This window comes from Streptomyces sp. MZ04 (assembly GCF_004684775.1).
In the GTDB taxonomy this organism is placed as follows: domain Bacteria; phylum Actinomycetota; class Actinomycetes; order Streptomycetales; family Streptomycetaceae; genus Streptomyces.
In genome coordinates this window covers 1-14,584 of record NZ_SRIC01000218.1, presented here as the reverse complement: position 1 = coordinate 14,584, position 14,584 = coordinate 1, and the positions used below count along the sequence as shown (strand labels likewise).

14 protein-coding genes are annotated in these 14,584 nt (G+C 70.3%); 6 read left to right on the top strand and 8 right to left on the bottom strand.

Annotation, left to right across the window (positions count from 1 at the left end; translation table 11 throughout):
• Window positions 1-104 precede the first annotated feature (104 nt).
• Entirely contained in the window at window positions 105-488 is a 384-nt protein-coding gene (locus tag E2651_RS32005; RefSeq protein WP_135334755.1) for an MmcQ/YjbR family DNA-binding protein, read from the bottom strand.
• A gap of 165 nt (window positions 489-653) precedes the next feature.
• Between E2651_RS32005 and E2651_RS32000 the strand changes: the two genes are divergently transcribed.
• Window positions 654-1,178: an ATP-binding protein gene (locus E2651_RS32000; RefSeq protein WP_135334754.1), complete on the top strand. Its 525-nt coding sequence runs from the start codon at window positions 654-656 to the stop codon at window positions 1,176-1,178.
• A 44-nt stretch (window positions 1,179-1,222) separates the two neighbouring features.
• Here E2651_RS32000 and E2651_RS31995 read toward each other — a convergent pair whose 3' ends face one another.
• Window positions 1,223-2,191 (bottom strand): alpha/beta hydrolase, encoded by a 969-nt coding sequence (locus E2651_RS31995; protein ID WP_135334753.1) that lies wholly within the window; start codon window positions 2,189-2,191, stop codon window positions 1,223-1,225.
• A gap of 281 nt (window positions 2,192-2,472) precedes the next feature.
• On the opposite strand from E2651_RS31995, the gene E2651_RS31990 reads away from it, so the two are divergent.
• Window positions 2,473-5,979, top strand: coding sequence for a ThuA domain-containing protein (locus E2651_RS31990; protein WP_135334752.1), 3,507 nt, complete (start codon window positions 2,473-2,475; stop codon window positions 5,977-5,979).
• Between the two features lie 9 nt (window positions 5,980-5,988).
• Window positions 5,989-6,858: a sugar phosphate isomerase/epimerase gene (locus tag E2651_RS31985; RefSeq protein WP_135334751.1), complete on the top strand. Its 870-nt coding sequence runs from the start codon at window positions 5,989-5,991 to the stop codon at window positions 6,856-6,858.
• Here E2651_RS31985 and E2651_RS31980 read toward each other — a convergent pair.
• The 5 genes from E2651_RS31980 to E2651_RS31960 all read right to left on the bottom strand — a co-directional run bounded on the left by E2651_RS31980 (window position 6,828) and on the right by E2651_RS31960 (window position 10,862).
• Window positions 6,828-7,358, bottom strand: coding sequence for a GNAT family N-acetyltransferase (locus tag E2651_RS31980; protein ID WP_135334750.1), 531 nt, complete (start codon window positions 7,356-7,358; stop codon window positions 6,828-6,830). The two genes, E2651_RS31985 and E2651_RS31980, sit on opposite strands and share 31 nt — an antisense overlap.
• Window positions 7,355-7,918: an XRE family transcriptional regulator gene (locus tag E2651_RS31975; protein WP_209446298.1), complete on the bottom strand. Its 564-nt coding sequence runs from the start codon at window positions 7,916-7,918 to the stop codon at window positions 7,355-7,357. The genes E2651_RS31980 and E2651_RS31975 overlap by 4 nt, the downstream gene beginning before the upstream one ends.
• A gap of 108 nt (window positions 7,919-8,026) precedes the next feature.
• Window positions 8,027-8,842, bottom strand: a complete 816-nt coding sequence (locus tag E2651_RS31970) for an ABC transporter ATP-binding protein (protein WP_135334748.1) — start codon at window positions 8,840-8,842, stop codon at window positions 8,027-8,029.
• Window positions 8,843-8,880: 38 nt separating this feature from the next.
• Window positions 8,881-9,906: an ABC transporter substrate-binding protein gene (locus tag E2651_RS31965; RefSeq protein ID WP_135334756.1), complete on the bottom strand. Its 1,026-nt coding sequence runs from the start codon at window positions 9,904-9,906 to the stop codon at window positions 8,881-8,883.
• 92 nt (window positions 9,907-9,998) lie between these two features.
• On the bottom strand, window positions 9,999-10,862 hold the full coding sequence (locus E2651_RS31960) for an ABC transporter permease (RefSeq protein WP_135334747.1): 864 nt from the start codon (window positions 10,860-10,862) through the stop codon (window positions 9,999-10,001).
• Between the two features lie 204 nt (window positions 10,863-11,066).
• Between E2651_RS31960 and E2651_RS31955 the strand changes: the two genes are divergently transcribed.
• Window positions 11,067-12,119 carry a LacI family DNA-binding transcriptional regulator gene (locus tag E2651_RS31955; protein WP_135334746.1) on the top strand — a complete coding sequence of 351 codons (1,053 nt, stop codon included), beginning with the start codon at window positions 11,067-11,069 and terminating at the stop codon, window positions 12,117-12,119.
• Window positions 12,120-12,129: 10 nt separating this feature from the next.
• Here the strand turns inward: E2651_RS31955 and E2651_RS31950 are convergent, their stop codons facing one another.
• Window positions 12,130-13,053, bottom strand: coding sequence for a LysR family transcriptional regulator (locus tag E2651_RS31950; protein WP_135334745.1), 924 nt, complete (start codon window positions 13,051-13,053; stop codon window positions 12,130-12,132).
• Between the two features lie 84 nt (window positions 13,054-13,137).
• Between E2651_RS31950 and E2651_RS31945 the strand changes: the two genes are divergently transcribed.
• Both E2651_RS31945 and E2651_RS31940 read left to right on the top strand, forming a co-directional pair.
• The gene (locus E2651_RS31945) at window positions 13,138-13,902 is read left to right on the top strand and encodes a sulfite exporter TauE/SafE family protein (protein WP_135334744.1); all 765 of its coding nucleotides are present in this window, start codon (window positions 13,138-13,140) and stop codon (window positions 13,900-13,902) included.
• Window positions 13,903-13,914: 12 nt separating this feature from the next.
• Complete coding sequence (locus tag E2651_RS31940) at window positions 13,915-14,526, top strand: hypothetical protein (RefSeq protein WP_135334743.1); 612 nt, start codon at window positions 13,915-13,917, stop codon at window positions 14,524-14,526.
• The last annotated feature ends 58 nt before the right edge of the window (window positions 14,527-14,584 follow it).

The window sequence follows — 14,584 nt, the reverse complement described above, 5'->3', positions numbered from 1 at the left end:
CCCCTGCCCCTCCCCGGTCGGCATCGGCGGGCCCGTCGTCCACGGACCCCCGGCCTTCACGATGCGGGATCATGCCACGGGGCGCCGACAGCGGCCTCCCCTTTTCAGTCCGTCGGCGGGAGGCCCAACTCCGGGTAGGCGTCCAGGAGTCGGGTGGGGGCGGCCTGGCGCCAGGAGTCGGCGAGGATGTCGGTCAGCTCGGCCGTGTCGAGCGCCGAGAGGCGTGCGCGCACCCAGGCGAACATCGCCTCGTGGTCGGCGATCCAGAACTTCTCCGGCTCCGCGAGGACCAGCTCGTTCCGCTCCTCCTTCGGGCAGCGCACGGCGATGGACGTCTCGTCCTCGGGCAGCGTGGCGAACATCTTCCCGGCCACCCGGAAGGTGGGCATGCTCCAGGCGATCTTCTCCGTCGTATCCGGCAGGGCCAGGGCGATGCGGCGTACGTCGTCGCCCGTGACGTGGGCGGCTTTGGCATGAGCTCGAGACATGCCATGAACGTTAGCCAACGCCACTGACAGCGGCCCGTCGAGCGCGGCCGCCGATCCTGAGCGCGGCCCGCCGAGCACCGCCACCGCTGCCCGCCGAGCGCCCCGCCGCTCCGGAAATTCCGCCGCGCCCGATGCCGCGGACCACACAGCACTAGCGTGGGCCCCATGATCGTATGGCTCAACGGCACCCACGGCGCGGGCAAGACGACGACCAGCTCACTGGTACAGCAACTGATCCCGGATTCACGGGTGTTCGACGCCGAGAAGGTCGGCGAGACGCTCATGGACATCACGCCGGGGCTGCCCGGGACGGACAACTTCCAGCACTGGCCGCCGTGGCGGCCGCTCGTCGTCGAGACCGCCCGCCGCGTACTCGACTACACCGGCGGCACCCTGGTGATGCCCATGACCGTCCTGGTCGAGGAGTACTGGCGCGAGATCAGCGCGGGCCTCGCCCACCATGCCATCCCGGTACGGCACTTCGTCCTCCACGCCGACCAGGACACCCTCCGCGGGCGCATCGCGGGGGACACCGTTCTCGGCCCCAACTCCCCCTTCCGCCTCAAATACCTCGAGCCCTACGCCGAGGCCGCTCGTACGTGGCTGCACGCCGAGGCCGAGGTCGTCGACACCACGCACCTCACGCCCGCCCAGGCGGCCCAGCGGATCGCGGAGGCCGTGAAGAGCTGAGGTCGTGAAGAGCTGAGGCCCGCCGCCGGCGGCCCCGCCCCCCCTCACAGCACGCGCTTGTCCAGCCAGGCCGTCAGGTCCTCCTGCACCTCGTCCCGGTTCGTCTCGTTGAGGATCTCGTGGCGCGCGTCCTCGTACCCCTTCCACGTGAGGTCGCCCACCCCCACGTACCGGAAGTCCTCCAGGAGTTCATGGACCAGCGTCATCCCCTGGTTGCAGGGGTCGTCAGTGCCGACCGCGATGTGGACGGGCAGGTCGGCCGGGATCCTGGCCAGGTTCCGCGGGTCGTTGATCTTGCGCACGGCGCGCACCCAGTCCAGGCAGAGCCCGGCGGAGAACGGGAATCCGCAGCGCTCGTCGGCGACGTACACATCGACCTCGGACTCGTCGCGGGAGAGCCACTCGAAGCCGGTGCGGTGCGGGTACGGGTCGTTGAACGAGGCGAAGAGTTCGGGGAGGTACGGGGAGAGCGCCGTCCGGCCGTTGTCGGCAATCTCGCGCTCCAGGCGTGCGATCGACTCCTCGGTCTCGACTCCGGGCAGGGAGCGGAAGGTTCCGGAGAGAATCAGGCCCGCGAGGCCGTCGGCGTACTCCTGGGCGTAGTCCCTGGCGAGGTGCGAGCCAAGGCTGTGGCCGAGCATGAAGTACGGGGTGTCGGGGTGCAGTGCGCGCACCTGGTCGCCGATCGCCTTGAGGTCGTCGACGATGGCGCGCCAGCTGTCCGCGCTGTCGGAGGGACGTGAACCCGTCACTCCGTAGCCACCAGTCGACTGGGCGGTCGCGCCGTGGCCGCGGTGGTCGGAGGCGATGACTCCGTAGCCGTTCGCCGTCAGATGGCGGGCGAACCGGTCGTAGCGCAGGGCGTGTTCGCCCGCGCCGTGCGCGATCTGCACGAAGGCGCGCGGCCTGCCGTCCGGCAGCCAGGTGTAGGTGGCGATCGGTGTGCCGTCGGTCGCGTTCACGACTCCGACGGTGTACGCGGCGGGTGCGGGCGTGCCGGCGTGGTCAGGCATGGGACGACTCCCCTGTGCGACGTGTACGACGTGTGCGACGTGTGCGACGTGGCTTCTGGTGGTCAAGCCTCCCCCGCGCGCGGGGCCTCATACCAGTACCGGGCCACCGTCTCCCGCGGCGGCTCCCTCCTCACGCCAGACCCTTCCGACCCATTGACCCTCCGTCAGAGCGGCTCCTACGCTGAACAGCGCGCCCGGGAAAGCGCTTTCTAGTTCAACTCGCACACTCACCGCACACCCGGCTACCGGCAGCCGTCCACCCGCCCAGCCCAGGGAGCGCCATGAGTTCCACGAGTCCCACCGTGCCGAGAACGGGCACGGGTTCCACCGCACTCAGACCCCTGCTCGCGATCGTCGCCCTGCTCGCCCTCGTCATCGGTCTCGGCCTCACCGCCCCGCCCCGCGCGGCGGCACAGGTGGAGCCGGCGGCGGCCGCCCCGTTCCGTGTCCTGGTCTTCTCCAAGGTCACGAACTTCCCCCATGACTCCATCCCCGCGGGCGTCGAGGCCATCAAGAAGCTCGGCAGCGAGAACGGCTTCGAGGTCGAGGCCACCGACGACGCGACTGCCTTCACCGACGCCAATCTCGCCCGCTTCCAGGCGATCGTCTTCAACAACACCAACTCCACGCCCGAGAAGGGCGATCTGCTGAACACCGAGCAGCGCGCGGCCTTCCAGAAGTACGTCCGCGGGGGCGGCGGCTGGGTCGGGCTGCACGCCGCGTCGGCCAGCGAGCGCGACTGGAGCTGGTACGAGGGTCTGGTCGGCGCGATCTTCGACAAGCACCCCGAAGTACAGACCGGGCGGATCAAGGTGCTCGACCACGCGCACCCCTCCACCAAGGGTCTCCCCGAGCTCTGGGAGCGCACGGAGGAGTGGTACAACTGGCGCGCCAATCCGACGGGGAAGGTCCACACGCTCGCGCAGGTCAAGGTGCGCGACGGCGTCGACGGGCTCGACGAGGGCGTCGACCAGCCGTGGTCCTGGTGCCAGAACTACGACGGCGGCCGCTCCTGGTACACGGCGGGCGGCCACGCCAAGTCGGCGTTCCAGGAGGAGGGTTTCCTCCGGCACATCCTCGGCGGCATCGAGTGGGCGGCCGGCAACAAGCCCGGCGACTGCACCGCCACCAGGACCGGCGCCTTCCAGCGCACGCCGCTCGCCACGAACGACCTTGCGGACCCCTTCGAGCTGGCCGTCGCACCCGACCGCCGGGTGTTCTTCGTCCAGCGCACCGGCAAGCTCAAGATCATCGACCAGGAGACGCTGAAGGTCACCACGGCGCTGGACTTCGACTACACGCCCGAGATGACGAGCCAGTCGGACGGGCTGCTCGGCCTCGCGCTCGACCCGAAGTTCAAGGACAACCACTGGCTCTATCTCCTGAACTCCGACAAGACCGAGAAACGCATCAACCTGTCGCGCTTCACCGAATCGGGCGGGAAGGTCGATCCGGCCACCGAGAAACGCCTGTTGACCATTCCCACCTGGCGCGGCGAGGGCCGGGCGAACTCGCACATGGCGGGCTCCATCGCCTTCGACAAGAAGGGCGACCTGTACATCGCGACGGGTGACAACACCGATCCGTTCGCGTCGGACGGATTCAGTCCGATCGACGAGCGCGAGGGACGCCGCGCCTGGGACGCGCAGGGCACATCGGGCAATACGAACGACCTGCGCGGAAAGGTTCTGCGCATCACTCCGAAGGACGACGGGACGTACGCCGTCCCCGAAGGGAATCTCTTCGCGCCGGGCACGGACAAGACGCGGCCCGAGGTCTACGCGATGGGCATGCGCAATCCCTTCCGCATCACCACGGACCCGCTGAGCGGAGCCCTGCTGATGGCCGACTACGGGCCCGACGCGAAGTCGGCCGTCGCCGACCGCGGTCCCGAGGGGACGGTCGAGTACAACCGCATCACCAAGGCGGGCCATTACGGCTGGCCCTACTGCGTCGGCAACAACACTCCGTTCAACGACTACGACTTCGCGACAAAGACACCGGGCGCGAAATTCGACTGCGCGAAGCTCGTGAACGATTCGCCGAACAACACCGGTCTGCGCGACCTGCCGCCGGCGCAGCCCGCGAACGTCTGGTACGCGTACTCGGCGTCCAAGGAGTTCCCCGAACTCGGCACGGGTGGCGGCGGCCCGATGAGCGGTCCCGTCTACGACTACGACGCCGGCAACACGTACAAGACGAAGTTCCCCGAGTATTTCGAGGGGAAGTGGTTCAACTACGAGCTGACCCGGCAGTGGTTCAAGGTCTTCTCGATGCAGGAGAAGGACCAGACGTTCACCGATCCGCGCTTCGAGCCGGCGAAGGCGGGCGATCTCAACTCGATCAACTCCATTTTCCCGGACATGAAATGGAACCAGCCCTTCGACGCCGACTTCGGTCCTGACGGCGCCATGTACGTCATCGACTTCGGACTCGGCAGCGGCACCGGCCGCGGCGGCAGCAACGAGGGCGCGGGCATCTACCGCATCGACTACGTGGCCGACAAACGGCTCCCGGACGCCCGCGTGACGGCGACTCCGGACAACGGCTCGGTCCCGCTGACGGTGAAGTTCTCCAGCAAGGGCTCGGGGCTGCCGGACGGCAAGCCCGTCACATACGCCTGGGACTTCGACGGCGACGGTACGACCGACTCGACCGAGGCGGACCCGACGTACACCTACACCAAGAAGGGCCAGTTCAGCGCCCGTCTGAAGGTGACGGGTCCTGGTGATCTGAGCGGTCTTGCCGTGCAGGAGATCACCGTCGGGAACACCCGGCCCGTGGTGACGATCCAACATCCCCCGAACGGCGGGACGTTCAGCTTCGGGGACACGATCCCGTTCAAGATCAAGGTGACCGACAAGGAGGACGGCCCGATCGACTGCAAGAAGGTCGTCGTCCAGTCCCAGCTCGGGCACGACACCCATCTGCATCCGCTGGACAACTACACCGGCTGCGCGGGCGAGATCGCGACGGACGCCGGGGACAGCCACGGTCCCGGCCAGAACCTCTACTACGGGATCACCGCCCAGTACGAGGACAAGGGCGCGGACGGGGTGCCCGCGCTGACGGGGTCCAGCTCACTGACGCTGCTGACGTCGTTCCGCGAGGCGGAGCACCGCACGAGCACCGGCGGCGCGCACGAAGGGGCCGTGACCGGTGACCGCGCGGACGCGTCCGGCGGCAAGCGGCTCATCGAGATCGAGGACGGCGACTGGGTCTCCTTCGACCCGGTGCACCTCAAGGGCGTCGACTCCGTGACCGTGGGGGCCGCTTCGGGCGGGCTCGGCGGCGACATCGAGTTCCGGGCCGGGTCCCCCACGGGCGAGCTGCTCGGCAAGGTGAGCGTGCCGAACACGGGCGGCTGGGGCAATGTCGTGTCGCCGACCACCGAACTGGCCGACCACGACGGCACGACGAAGCTGTTCGCCGTGTTCACCAACCCCCAGTGGTCCGCGGAGAAGCCCGACCTGTTCGCGCTCGACTGGCTGCACTTCAACGGCCCCGGAGTCGAGAAGAACACCGGCGCGAAGGTGTCGGTCAAGGCCGCCCCGGAGAGCGGCACGGCGCCCCTCGCCGTCAAGCTCAAGAGCGAGGTGAAGCTCCCTGACGGCCGCACGGCCGCCGCGTACCACTGGGACTTCGGCGACAACTCCAAGCCCGGCGGCACCGAGAGCGGCAGCGCCGAGCACACGTACGCGCGCGTGGGGACGTACACGGCGCATCTGACCGTCACGGACGACAAGGGCGACACGACGACCGGCGCGGTCCGGATCACGGTGAAGTGAGGGGTGGGCATGAGGAGTTCAGGTCTGAACGGAACCAGAAGAGCGTTTCTCGGTACGTCACTGGGGCTCGCGGCGGCGGCCGGTACGGCACTGCCCGCGCGCGCGGACGACATGTCCGGGCGGAGGCGCATCCCGCGCGGCGGCATCGGCATGCACCTCTACACGATGCGGGGCGCCCTCGCGCAGGACTTCGCGGGCACCCTGGAGCAGCTCGCGGCCATCGGGTACGCGACGGTCGGCGTGAGCGGCCGGCACGGCTACGGCGCGGCCGACATCCGGCGGATGCTCGACGCGGTGGGGCTGCGGGCGGTCCTTGAGCATGTCTCCTACGACACGCTCAAGGGCGCCGGGCTGCCCCAGGCGCTCGCGGATCTGCACACGCTCGGCGCGAAGTGGCCCGTGGTGCCGAGCCTGCCCGGCGCGCTGCACACGCCGGACGGATTCCGGGAAGCGGCACGGGAGTTCAACCGGATCGGGCAGGCGTCGCGCGACGCGGGCCTGGGGCGGCTGCTGTTCCACAACCACGGCACGGACCATGTGGTGGTCGACGGCACGAGCCTGTACGACATCCTCGTGACGGAGACCGACCCGGAGCTCGTCGGCTTCGAGCTGGACGTGTACTGGGCGACCAAGGGCGGCGCCGATCCGGCGGCGTATTTCGTACGTCACCCTCGTCGGTTCCCCGCGCTCCACGTGAAGGACATGGCGGCGGACGGCGGCTTCGCCGATGTCGGCTCAGGGACGCTGGACTTCGCCGCGATGTTCGAGCACGCGCGTGTGGGCGGCGTCCGGCAGTGGCTCGTGGAGCACGACAGCCCCGCCGATCCGTTCGCCACGGCACGCAACAGTTACGCGTATCTGGCGGCGCTGCGGTACTGATGTGCCGGATCCGTCGCGTAGTCCGGGATCACTCCGGCCGCCGTCCAACCCCCTGTCCGGTACAGCGACTCGGCGGGGCTGCCCGTCTCGGTGTCCAGGATCAGCAGGGTCACGCCCGCTTCGGCCGCCGCGCGTTCCGCCGTGGCCAGGAGCGTGCGGGCCAGGCCCTGGCCGCGTGCGGACCGGTGGACCATCAGTTTGAGGATCTCGGCACGGTGCCTGCCGTTGGGCTTGTCCGTGAAGCCGAGGCTCACCGTCCCGGTGATCCGCTCCGCGTCGCGCGCGGCCCAGACGGCGAGCCGCGCCTGCGCCACCGCGGGGGCCAGGCCCCGCCACCAGTCGGCGGCGGCCGTCCGGTCGAGCGGTGCGAGGAAGCCGAGGGAGGAGCCGCCGTCCACGACGTCGGCGAGCAGGGCGGCCAACTCGTCTGCGGCCACGAGGAGTTCGTCGGCGGACAGGCGTTCCCTACGCGCCAGATCCGTGCGTGCCGGTGCCGTCATCGTGCGACCACCACCAGCGCGTACCGCACGGCCTCGCGCCCCGGGCAGCGGAACCGCGTCGGGCCCCAGAGTCGGAAGCGCAGACAGTCCCCCGCCTCCAGGTGGTGCTCCTCGCCCTGGACGGTGATCTCAAGTGCCCCGTCGAGCACCCAGATGTGCTGCTCGATGCCGGGCACGGGAGGACGGTCGTAGGCGACGTCCGCGCCCGGTTCGAGCCGCCCCTCGACGAGCTCGCCGCGCAGGCCCGAGTGCGGCGGCGACACCGAGCGCCGTACGAAGCCGGAGGCGCCGTCCGTCCACACGCGCTGCTCGGCGGCGCGCACCAGCTGCGCGGGCTCGGCCTCCACCTCGCTCAGGAGCTGCGACATCGTGCGTTCGTAGACGGCGCAGAGCCGGTTCAGGAGGGACGCGGTGGGGCTGATCTCCCCGCGCTCGGCCCGCGACAGGGTGGAGCGGCTCACCCCGCTGCGGTCCGCCAACTCGCCGAGCGACCAGCCTTGTTCGGCACGCAGCTCGGCGAGGCGCGCGGCGAGCCGTTCATCGACACCATCATGTTCCATATTCGGCACGCTATCCCGGATATGAGACGGACGGCAATGCGCGGCCCCGGTGGCCTCCGCCTCAGCGGGCGCTGTGACCTCTGCCTCAGCGCCCGCTGTGGCCCTGCCTCACTCGTGCGCGGACGCCGCCCCCAGCAGGCTGCGGATGCGCCCCGTGGCCTCGCGGAACTCGCCCGTCGCCAGCGTCGTCGCGTACGAACGCTCCGGTGGCAGACCGACGTCGATGATCTCCGTGACCGTCCCGGGGCGCGGGCTCATCACGACGACGCGGTCCGCCAGATAGACGGCCTCCGCGATCGAGTGGGTCACCAGGAGCACCGTGGTGCCGGTCTCGCGCCAGATCCGGTTCAGCTCCACGTTCATCTGCTCGCGCGTGAGCGCGTCGAGCGCCCCGAAGGGCTCGTCCATCAGCAGCACGGGCGGCTCGTGCAGGAGCGCCCGGCAGAGCGCGACGCGCTGCTGCATGCCGCCGGACAGCTCGTGCGGATAGGCGTCCTCGAAGCCGCCGAGACCGGTCATGCGGATCAGTTCGTCGGTACGCGCGCGTGCCTGCGCCGCGGGGATCCTGCGCATCTCCGCCTGGAGCAGGATGTTGCGGCGGGCCGAGCGCCAGTCGAGCAGGGCGGCGCGCTGGAAGACGTAACCGATGTCGCGCCGCGGTCCGCGCACCCGTTCGCCGCCCAGGAGCACGTCCCCCGAGGAGGGCGTGAGCAGTCCGGCGACCAGCTTCAGGAGGGTGGACTTGCCGCAGCCCGACGGCCCGACGATCGCCACGAACTCGCCCGCCCCGACGTCGAGGGAGACCTCGCGCAGCGCGGTGACGTCCTTCTTCTTCGTACGGAAGCGGACGGCCACGTCGTCCAGGCGCACGGCGGGCGCCGCTCCCGCCGCCTCCGTCGCCGGCGCGCGCGTCTCGTCACTCATCTTGAGCGTCGCATCCTTCGCCATTCCCCTGCCGCCCCTCAGCCCTTGATCCCCTTGGCCGAATCCCAGTACTCCGCGACGGGCTTGGCCTTCTCCACCATCCCGGCCTCCGCGAAGACGTCGATGGTCTGCTGCCAGTCCGCCTCGGTGTTGGCACCCGGCGCCTTCCCCTGGGTGGCGTCGGTGTGCAGCAGGGTCAGCGTGGTCTTGAACTGCTCCGACAGCACGGATTCCGGGGGCAGTTGCTCGGACGCGCCCTCCATCGCGGCGACCGCCGGCTCCGGGTTCTTCTCGGCGGCCGCCCACGACTCACTGACCGCCTTGGTCATGCGCTGGGCCAGATCGCCCCTGCCCTGAAGGGTCTTGGGCCCGGCGATGAGGCCGTTGGAGTAGAAGTTGAGGCCGTTCTCGGAGAAGCGCAGATACGAGACGTCCTTCTTGGCCTTGTTCTGCATGGTGGGCCCCTGGTCGCTGGCGTAGCCGAGCAGCGCGTCCGTCTTGCCGGAGATCACCGCGGCGATCTTGCCCGCCGGGTCGGTGTTCTGGACCTTGACGTCGGACAGCTCCATGCCGTTCTTCTCGAGGAAGATCGGGAAGGTCTTGGTGAGCGCGTCGCCCGCCGTGCCCGCGATCATCTTGCCCTTGAGGTCGGCGGGCGACTTGATGTCCTGCGCCGCGAAGGACTGCACGGAGGCGGGCGTCGTCTGCAGGAAGACGCCGAGGCTCTTCACCTTCACGCCCTGGTCGACGCCGGCGAGCACCGCGGGCGTGTCCGCCCAGCCGAAGTCGGTCTGCCCGGCGCCGGTGGCCTGCACGGTCTTCTGCGAGCCCTGGCCCGCCCTGATCTCCAGGTCGATGCCGTGCTTCTCGAAGATCTTCCGCTTCTCGCCGTAGTAGAACGGCGCGTGTTCGCCGTACGGATACCAGTTGAGCGTCAGCGTGACCTTGTCGAGCTCCTTGCCGGAGTCGCTGGTGCTCGTCTTGTCGTCGTCGCCGCAGGCCGTCGCGGTCACCGCGACGAGGGCCAGGGGGACGAGGCCGGTGAGCAGTCTGCGCGCGTCCATGGGACGGCCCTTCTCGCGTACGGGGACATGGCTGGGGGGAGCGGCGGTGCGTCGCGTCAGTACGTGGTGGTGCGTCAGTACGTGGTGGTGCGTCAGTACGAGGTGGTGGCGGCCACGCCCCTGCGGCTCGCGTGCCACGGGAGCAGCAGCTTCTCGGCGATCTCGACGAGCACGAACAGGACCACGCCGATCAGCGACATCACGAGCAGGCCCGCGAAGAGCATCGGGGTGTCGAGATTGCCGTTGGCCTGGAGGATCACATAGCCGAGGCCTTCGTTCGCACCGACGAACTCGCCGACGACGGCGCCGGTCACCGCGAGGGTGACGGCCACCTTCAGACCCGAGAACAGGTGCGGCAGCGACGCCGGGAAGCGGATCTTGAGGAAGGTCTGCCAGGGACGTGCGCCCATGGTGGCGGAGAGCTGGAGCATCTCCGGATCGACGGCCTTGAGCCCGGTCACCATCGAGATGACGACGGGGAAGAAGGCGATGAGCACGGCGATCAGGATCTTGGGAGCGATGCCGAAGCCCAGCCAGACGACGAACAGCGGCGCGATCGCGATCTTCGGCACGACCTGGGCGAAGAGCAGAATCGGGTAGAGGGTCTTCTCGACGGTCGTCGAACAGACCATCAGCACCGCCGAGATGATGCCGACGCCCACCGCGATGACGAATCCGAGCAGGGTCTCGTAGGTGGTGACCCAGCTGTGCTGCCAGAGGTAGTCGGACTTGTCGAGCAGCACGTCGAGGGTCGCGCCGGGCGAGGGGACGAGATAGGCCTCGACCATCTCGGTGGCGGCGATCAGCCACCAGGCGCCGAAGCAGACGAGCAGCAGGGCGAGCGGACGCCAGCTCTTCTCGGCCGCTTCGGCCGTACGTTGCCGAAGAGTGGGGCGGCTGCGGTCGGCAACGCCCGCCGTCTTGGCGGGAGTTGTCTGCAGTGCGCTCTGGCTCACGGTGAACTCCCCTGGCATACAGCGAACTTCGGAGGCAGTTGCGGAGCTCGATGGTGCGGAGCTTCGGTGGCGCGGAGCTTCGGTGGCGCGGAAACCGCTTTCAGAAAGCGCTTTCTGATAAGGTGTCAGTCACGCTAATGACTGGCTGACCGCAGGGTCAATAGGTCGGCTCGAAGTTTCGCGGCGCGAGACGAGGGGGGCGCGGTGCGGGAACGCGAACGGGAACGCGAACACGGACCTCATGTCACCCTGCACGCGGTGGCCCGCACCGCCGGGGTCTCCCCGGCCACCGCGTCACGGGCCCTGAACGGCACGACACGGGTCCGTGAGGACCTGCGGCGGCGGGTGATCGACGCGGCGGAGCAGCTCGGCTACATCCCCAACGCCCATGCGCAGGCGCTCGCGAGCGCCTCCAACAACACGGTCGGCGTGATCTGCCACGACGTCGGCGATCCCTACTTCTCGGCGATCGCCGGCGGCGTGATGGCTGCGGCGGCCGAGCGGGATCTCCTTGTCATGCTGGCCAGCACCTTTCGCGCTCCGGCCCGGGAGATCGCGTACGTGTCGATGCTGCGGGCGCAGCGGGCCCGCGCGATCCTGCTGATCGGCTCGGGCTTCCAGGACCCGGCGTGGGAGCGGTCGTTGGCGTCCGAGCTCACCCCGTACATGCGCGACGGGGGCCGTGTCGCCGTCGTCAGCCGGCACCGCGGCCTGCGCGTCGACACGGTGCAGCCGGAGAACCGGGAGGGCGCGGGCGCGCTGGCGCGGGCACTGCTCTCGCTCGGGCACCGCGAGTTCGCCGTACTCACCGGGCCCGAGCGGCTCACCACGGTCGCGGACCGGCTCGCCGGGTTCCGCGACGCGCTGGCCGACGCGGGGGTCGCGCTGCCGCCCGAGCGGATCGTGGAGGGCGCTTTCACCCGGGCCGGCGGCCATGCCGCTGCGGTCGAACTGCTGCGGCGGGGGCGGCGGGTGACGTGCGTCTTCGCGGTGACGGATGTGATGGCCGTGGGGGCGTTGGGCGCGCTGCGGGAACGGGGGCTTCGAGTGCCGGAGGATGTGTCGCTCGCGGGGTTCGACGACATACCGCTGGTCGCTGAACTGGACCCGCCGCTGACTACGGTGGCGCTGCCTCTTACGCGGATAGGGCGGGATGTGATGGGGCTCGCTCTGCGGGAGCGGGGCAGCTCGAGGTCTCGGGTCGAGAGGGTTCGGGGGGAGGTGGTGCTGCGGGGGAGCGTGGCGGCTCCCGGCTGAGGGTTCCCGATTATCCGGCAGGGTCCGGGCGTCTCCGTACGTCCTCCGAAAGCGACGCCCTCCGCAGATGCTCCGCCAGCGCCTCCACCGCCGGTGACGAGGGGCCGTTCTTGACGCCCCACGCCAGGAGATGCTGACGGCGGGCCCAAGAATCCCGCAGTTCGCATACGTCCAGGGGCTGGCTCGGGTCGATCGCCCGGCGCGGCACCACCGCGAGGCCGACGCCCGCGGCCGCGAGGGCGACCACGACGTTCAGGTGGGCGACGCTGGTGCGGTAGCGCGCGACCGGTGCGTGCGGGCCGAGGTGCTTCTCGATCCAGCGCCCCAGCGAGGAGTCGGCGTCGAGCCCGACCAGTGGGTGTTCGGCGGCCTCGCGGTAGGTCAGCCCGGTGCGTCCGGCGAGAACACCGCCGGCCTGGCCGATCACGACGAGGGAGTCGTCGCCCAGCGGTTCCGTCTCCAGGCCGCTGTCGCGCGCCTCGTCGTCGACGACGACCCCCAGGTCCGCCTCGCCGTCGGCGAGTTTGCGCACGGTCTGCGGCGTACGGCTTTCGGACACGGTGACGTCGACGTCGGGGTGCGCCCGCAGGAACGAGACCAGGGCGCGCGGCACAAGGCGGTGCATGGCGGAGCCGCCGCTCAGCAGGGTCAGCGGGGCGGTCGGGGACCGGGTGTAGCCCGCCACGGCGCTCTCGAGACGCACGGTCTGGGCGATGACCTCGCGCGCGTGCCGGGCCAGTGTCGTGCCCGCAGGCGTGAGGCGCACCCCGCGGCGTCCGCGGATCAGCAGCTCCACCCCCGCCTGGTGCTCGAGCGAGCGGACCCGGGCGCTGGCCGACGGCAGGCTCAGATGCATCCGGCGGGCGCCGGCCGTGATCGAGCCCTCCGTCACGATGTCGAGGAAGAGCCGCAGATCGTCGAGGTCGTAACGCACCCGACCCAGCCTATGGCACAGCCTTAGGCTGGGTACACCGATTACGCATTGTGGACCGGGCGGCCACAGGGTGATGCTCGCCCGATGTCGTCCGAGATCCTGCTCGTCCTGCTCGCCGGTGTCGCGGCCGGGGCGCTGAACTCCGTCGGCGGCGGAGGCACGTTCGTGGCGCTGCCCGCTCTCGTCGCGGTCGGCCTGTCCCCCGTGTCGGCGAACGCGTCGTCGACCATCGCCCTGGTGCCGGGCGCCTTGGTCAGTGGCTGGGTCTACCGACGTGAACTCACCCCGGTCGGCGCGGCGTCCACGCGGGCGCTGACCGGGGTGAGTGTGGTCGGGGGCGCGCTCGGCGCCGGTCTGCTGCTGGCCCTGCCCGCGTCGTCGTTCGAGGCGGCGGTGCCCTGGCTGCTCGCCTTCGCGACGCTGGTCCTCGCCTTCGGACGCCACCTGTCCCGTACGTTGACCGACGCGCTGGGCCGCCCGGTCGGCATGAGCCCCCGGGCCATCCTGCTCAGCCAGTTCTTCCTCGCCCTGTACGGCGGATACTTCGGCGGAGCCGTAGGCATCCTGATGCTGGCCCTGTGGAGCATCGGCCTCGGCATCGACACCGCGGTCGGCAATCCGATACGGGTCACGCAGGTCGCGGCCATCTACCTCAGCGCGACCGCGCTGTTCCTCGTCGCCTCGGACGCGCTGAGCGCCCCGCTCGTCATCACCGCCATGCTGGCGGGCGCGCTGATCGGCGGCTTCACCGGCGCGCACTTCGCGCGTCGGCTCTCCGCGCGGCTGCTGCGGGGCGTCATCCTGACCACGGCCGTGACCATGACCGTCCTTTATTTCCTGCGCAGTTGAGGCCGAATGGACATGACCGAAGGAATCTCTGAAGGCAATCTTGAAGGCACCCCGGAAGCCCGCCATGAAAACACCGCGCCGTACACGGATGCGGCCCGCGCACGTCTGGCGACGGCCTTCGAGGCGTGCGATCTTGCCGACCTCGCACGTGCCGCCGTCCCGATCGGCGAGCACGAGCTACTGCCCGACGGCACCGTCCGCTCCCCCGGCTCCGTGCTGGCCGAAGCCGCCCAAGTGCTCGCGTCCGCACGCCGGTTGCTCGAGGCCGCCGCCGTCTTCGAGCGCATCGGCGGCGCGAGCTGGCAGCTCATCGGCGACATCCTGGGCGTGGAGGCCCGGTCCGCACGCGTGCGCTTCGCCTTGGCCGAGGCCCAGGTCCGGGAGGAGCTGCGCCGCCCGGAGAGAGCGGGACCCCAGGCTGTCGAGGCCGGCTGGTGGCGTACGTACGCCACCGGGGCACCCCTGGAGGCGGCCCGCGACCTCGACGACTGGGTGCTGCGCCACGCGGACGCGGACGGAGAGGGAGGTGGGGACGGAGACGGGGACAGCGGCCTCGGCACCGCGCCGGTGTCGGGCGGCCTGGTCCGGGCGGAGCCCCGGCGGCCCACCCAGCGCAGTCGGTGATCCCGCATCGCCCATCCACACAGACGATCCGCGCCACCGGGGCCCGCCCCGCGCACCC

Bases quoted from the DNA above. Each gene is read 5' to 3' on its own strand.
- E2651_RS31995 (WP_135334753.1), bottom strand. From the start codon at position 2,191: ATGCCTGACCACGCCGGCACGCCCGCACCCGCCGCGTACACCGTCGGA.
- E2651_RS31940 (WP_135334743.1), top strand. From the start codon at position 13,915: ATGACCGAAGGAATCTCTGAAGGCAATCTTGAAGGCACCCCGGAAGCC.
- E2651_RS31975 (WP_209446298.1), bottom strand. From the start codon at position 7,918: ATGGAACATGATGGTGTCGATGAACGGCTCGCCGCGCGCCTCGCCGAG.
- E2651_RS31985 (WP_135334751.1), top strand. From the start codon at position 5,989: ATGAGGAGTTCAGGTCTGAACGGAACCAGAAGAGCGTTTCTCGGTACG.
- E2651_RS31990 (WP_135334752.1), top strand. From the start codon at position 2,473: ATGAGTTCCACGAGTCCCACCGTGCCGAGAACGGGCACGGGTTCCACC.
- E2651_RS31965 (WP_135334756.1), bottom strand. From the start codon at position 9,906: ATGGACGCGCGCAGACTGCTCACCGGCCTCGTCCCCCTGGCCCTCGTC.
- E2651_RS31945 (WP_135334744.1), top strand. From the start codon at position 13,138: ATGTCGTCCGAGATCCTGCTCGTCCTGCTCGCCGGTGTCGCGGCCGGG.
- E2651_RS32000 (WP_135334754.1), top strand. From the start codon at position 654: ATGATCGTATGGCTCAACGGCACCCACGGCGCGGGCAAGACGACGACC.
- E2651_RS31970 (WP_135334748.1), bottom strand. From the start codon at position 8,842: ATGAGTGACGAGACGCGCGCGCCGGCGACGGAGGCGGCGGGAGCGGCG.
- E2651_RS31980 (WP_135334750.1), bottom strand. From the start codon at position 7,358: ATGACGGCACCGGCACGCACGGATCTGGCGCGTAGGGAACGCCTGTCC.
- E2651_RS32005 (WP_135334755.1), bottom strand. From the start codon at position 488: ATGTCTCGAGCTCATGCCAAAGCCGCCCACGTCACGGGCGACGACGTA.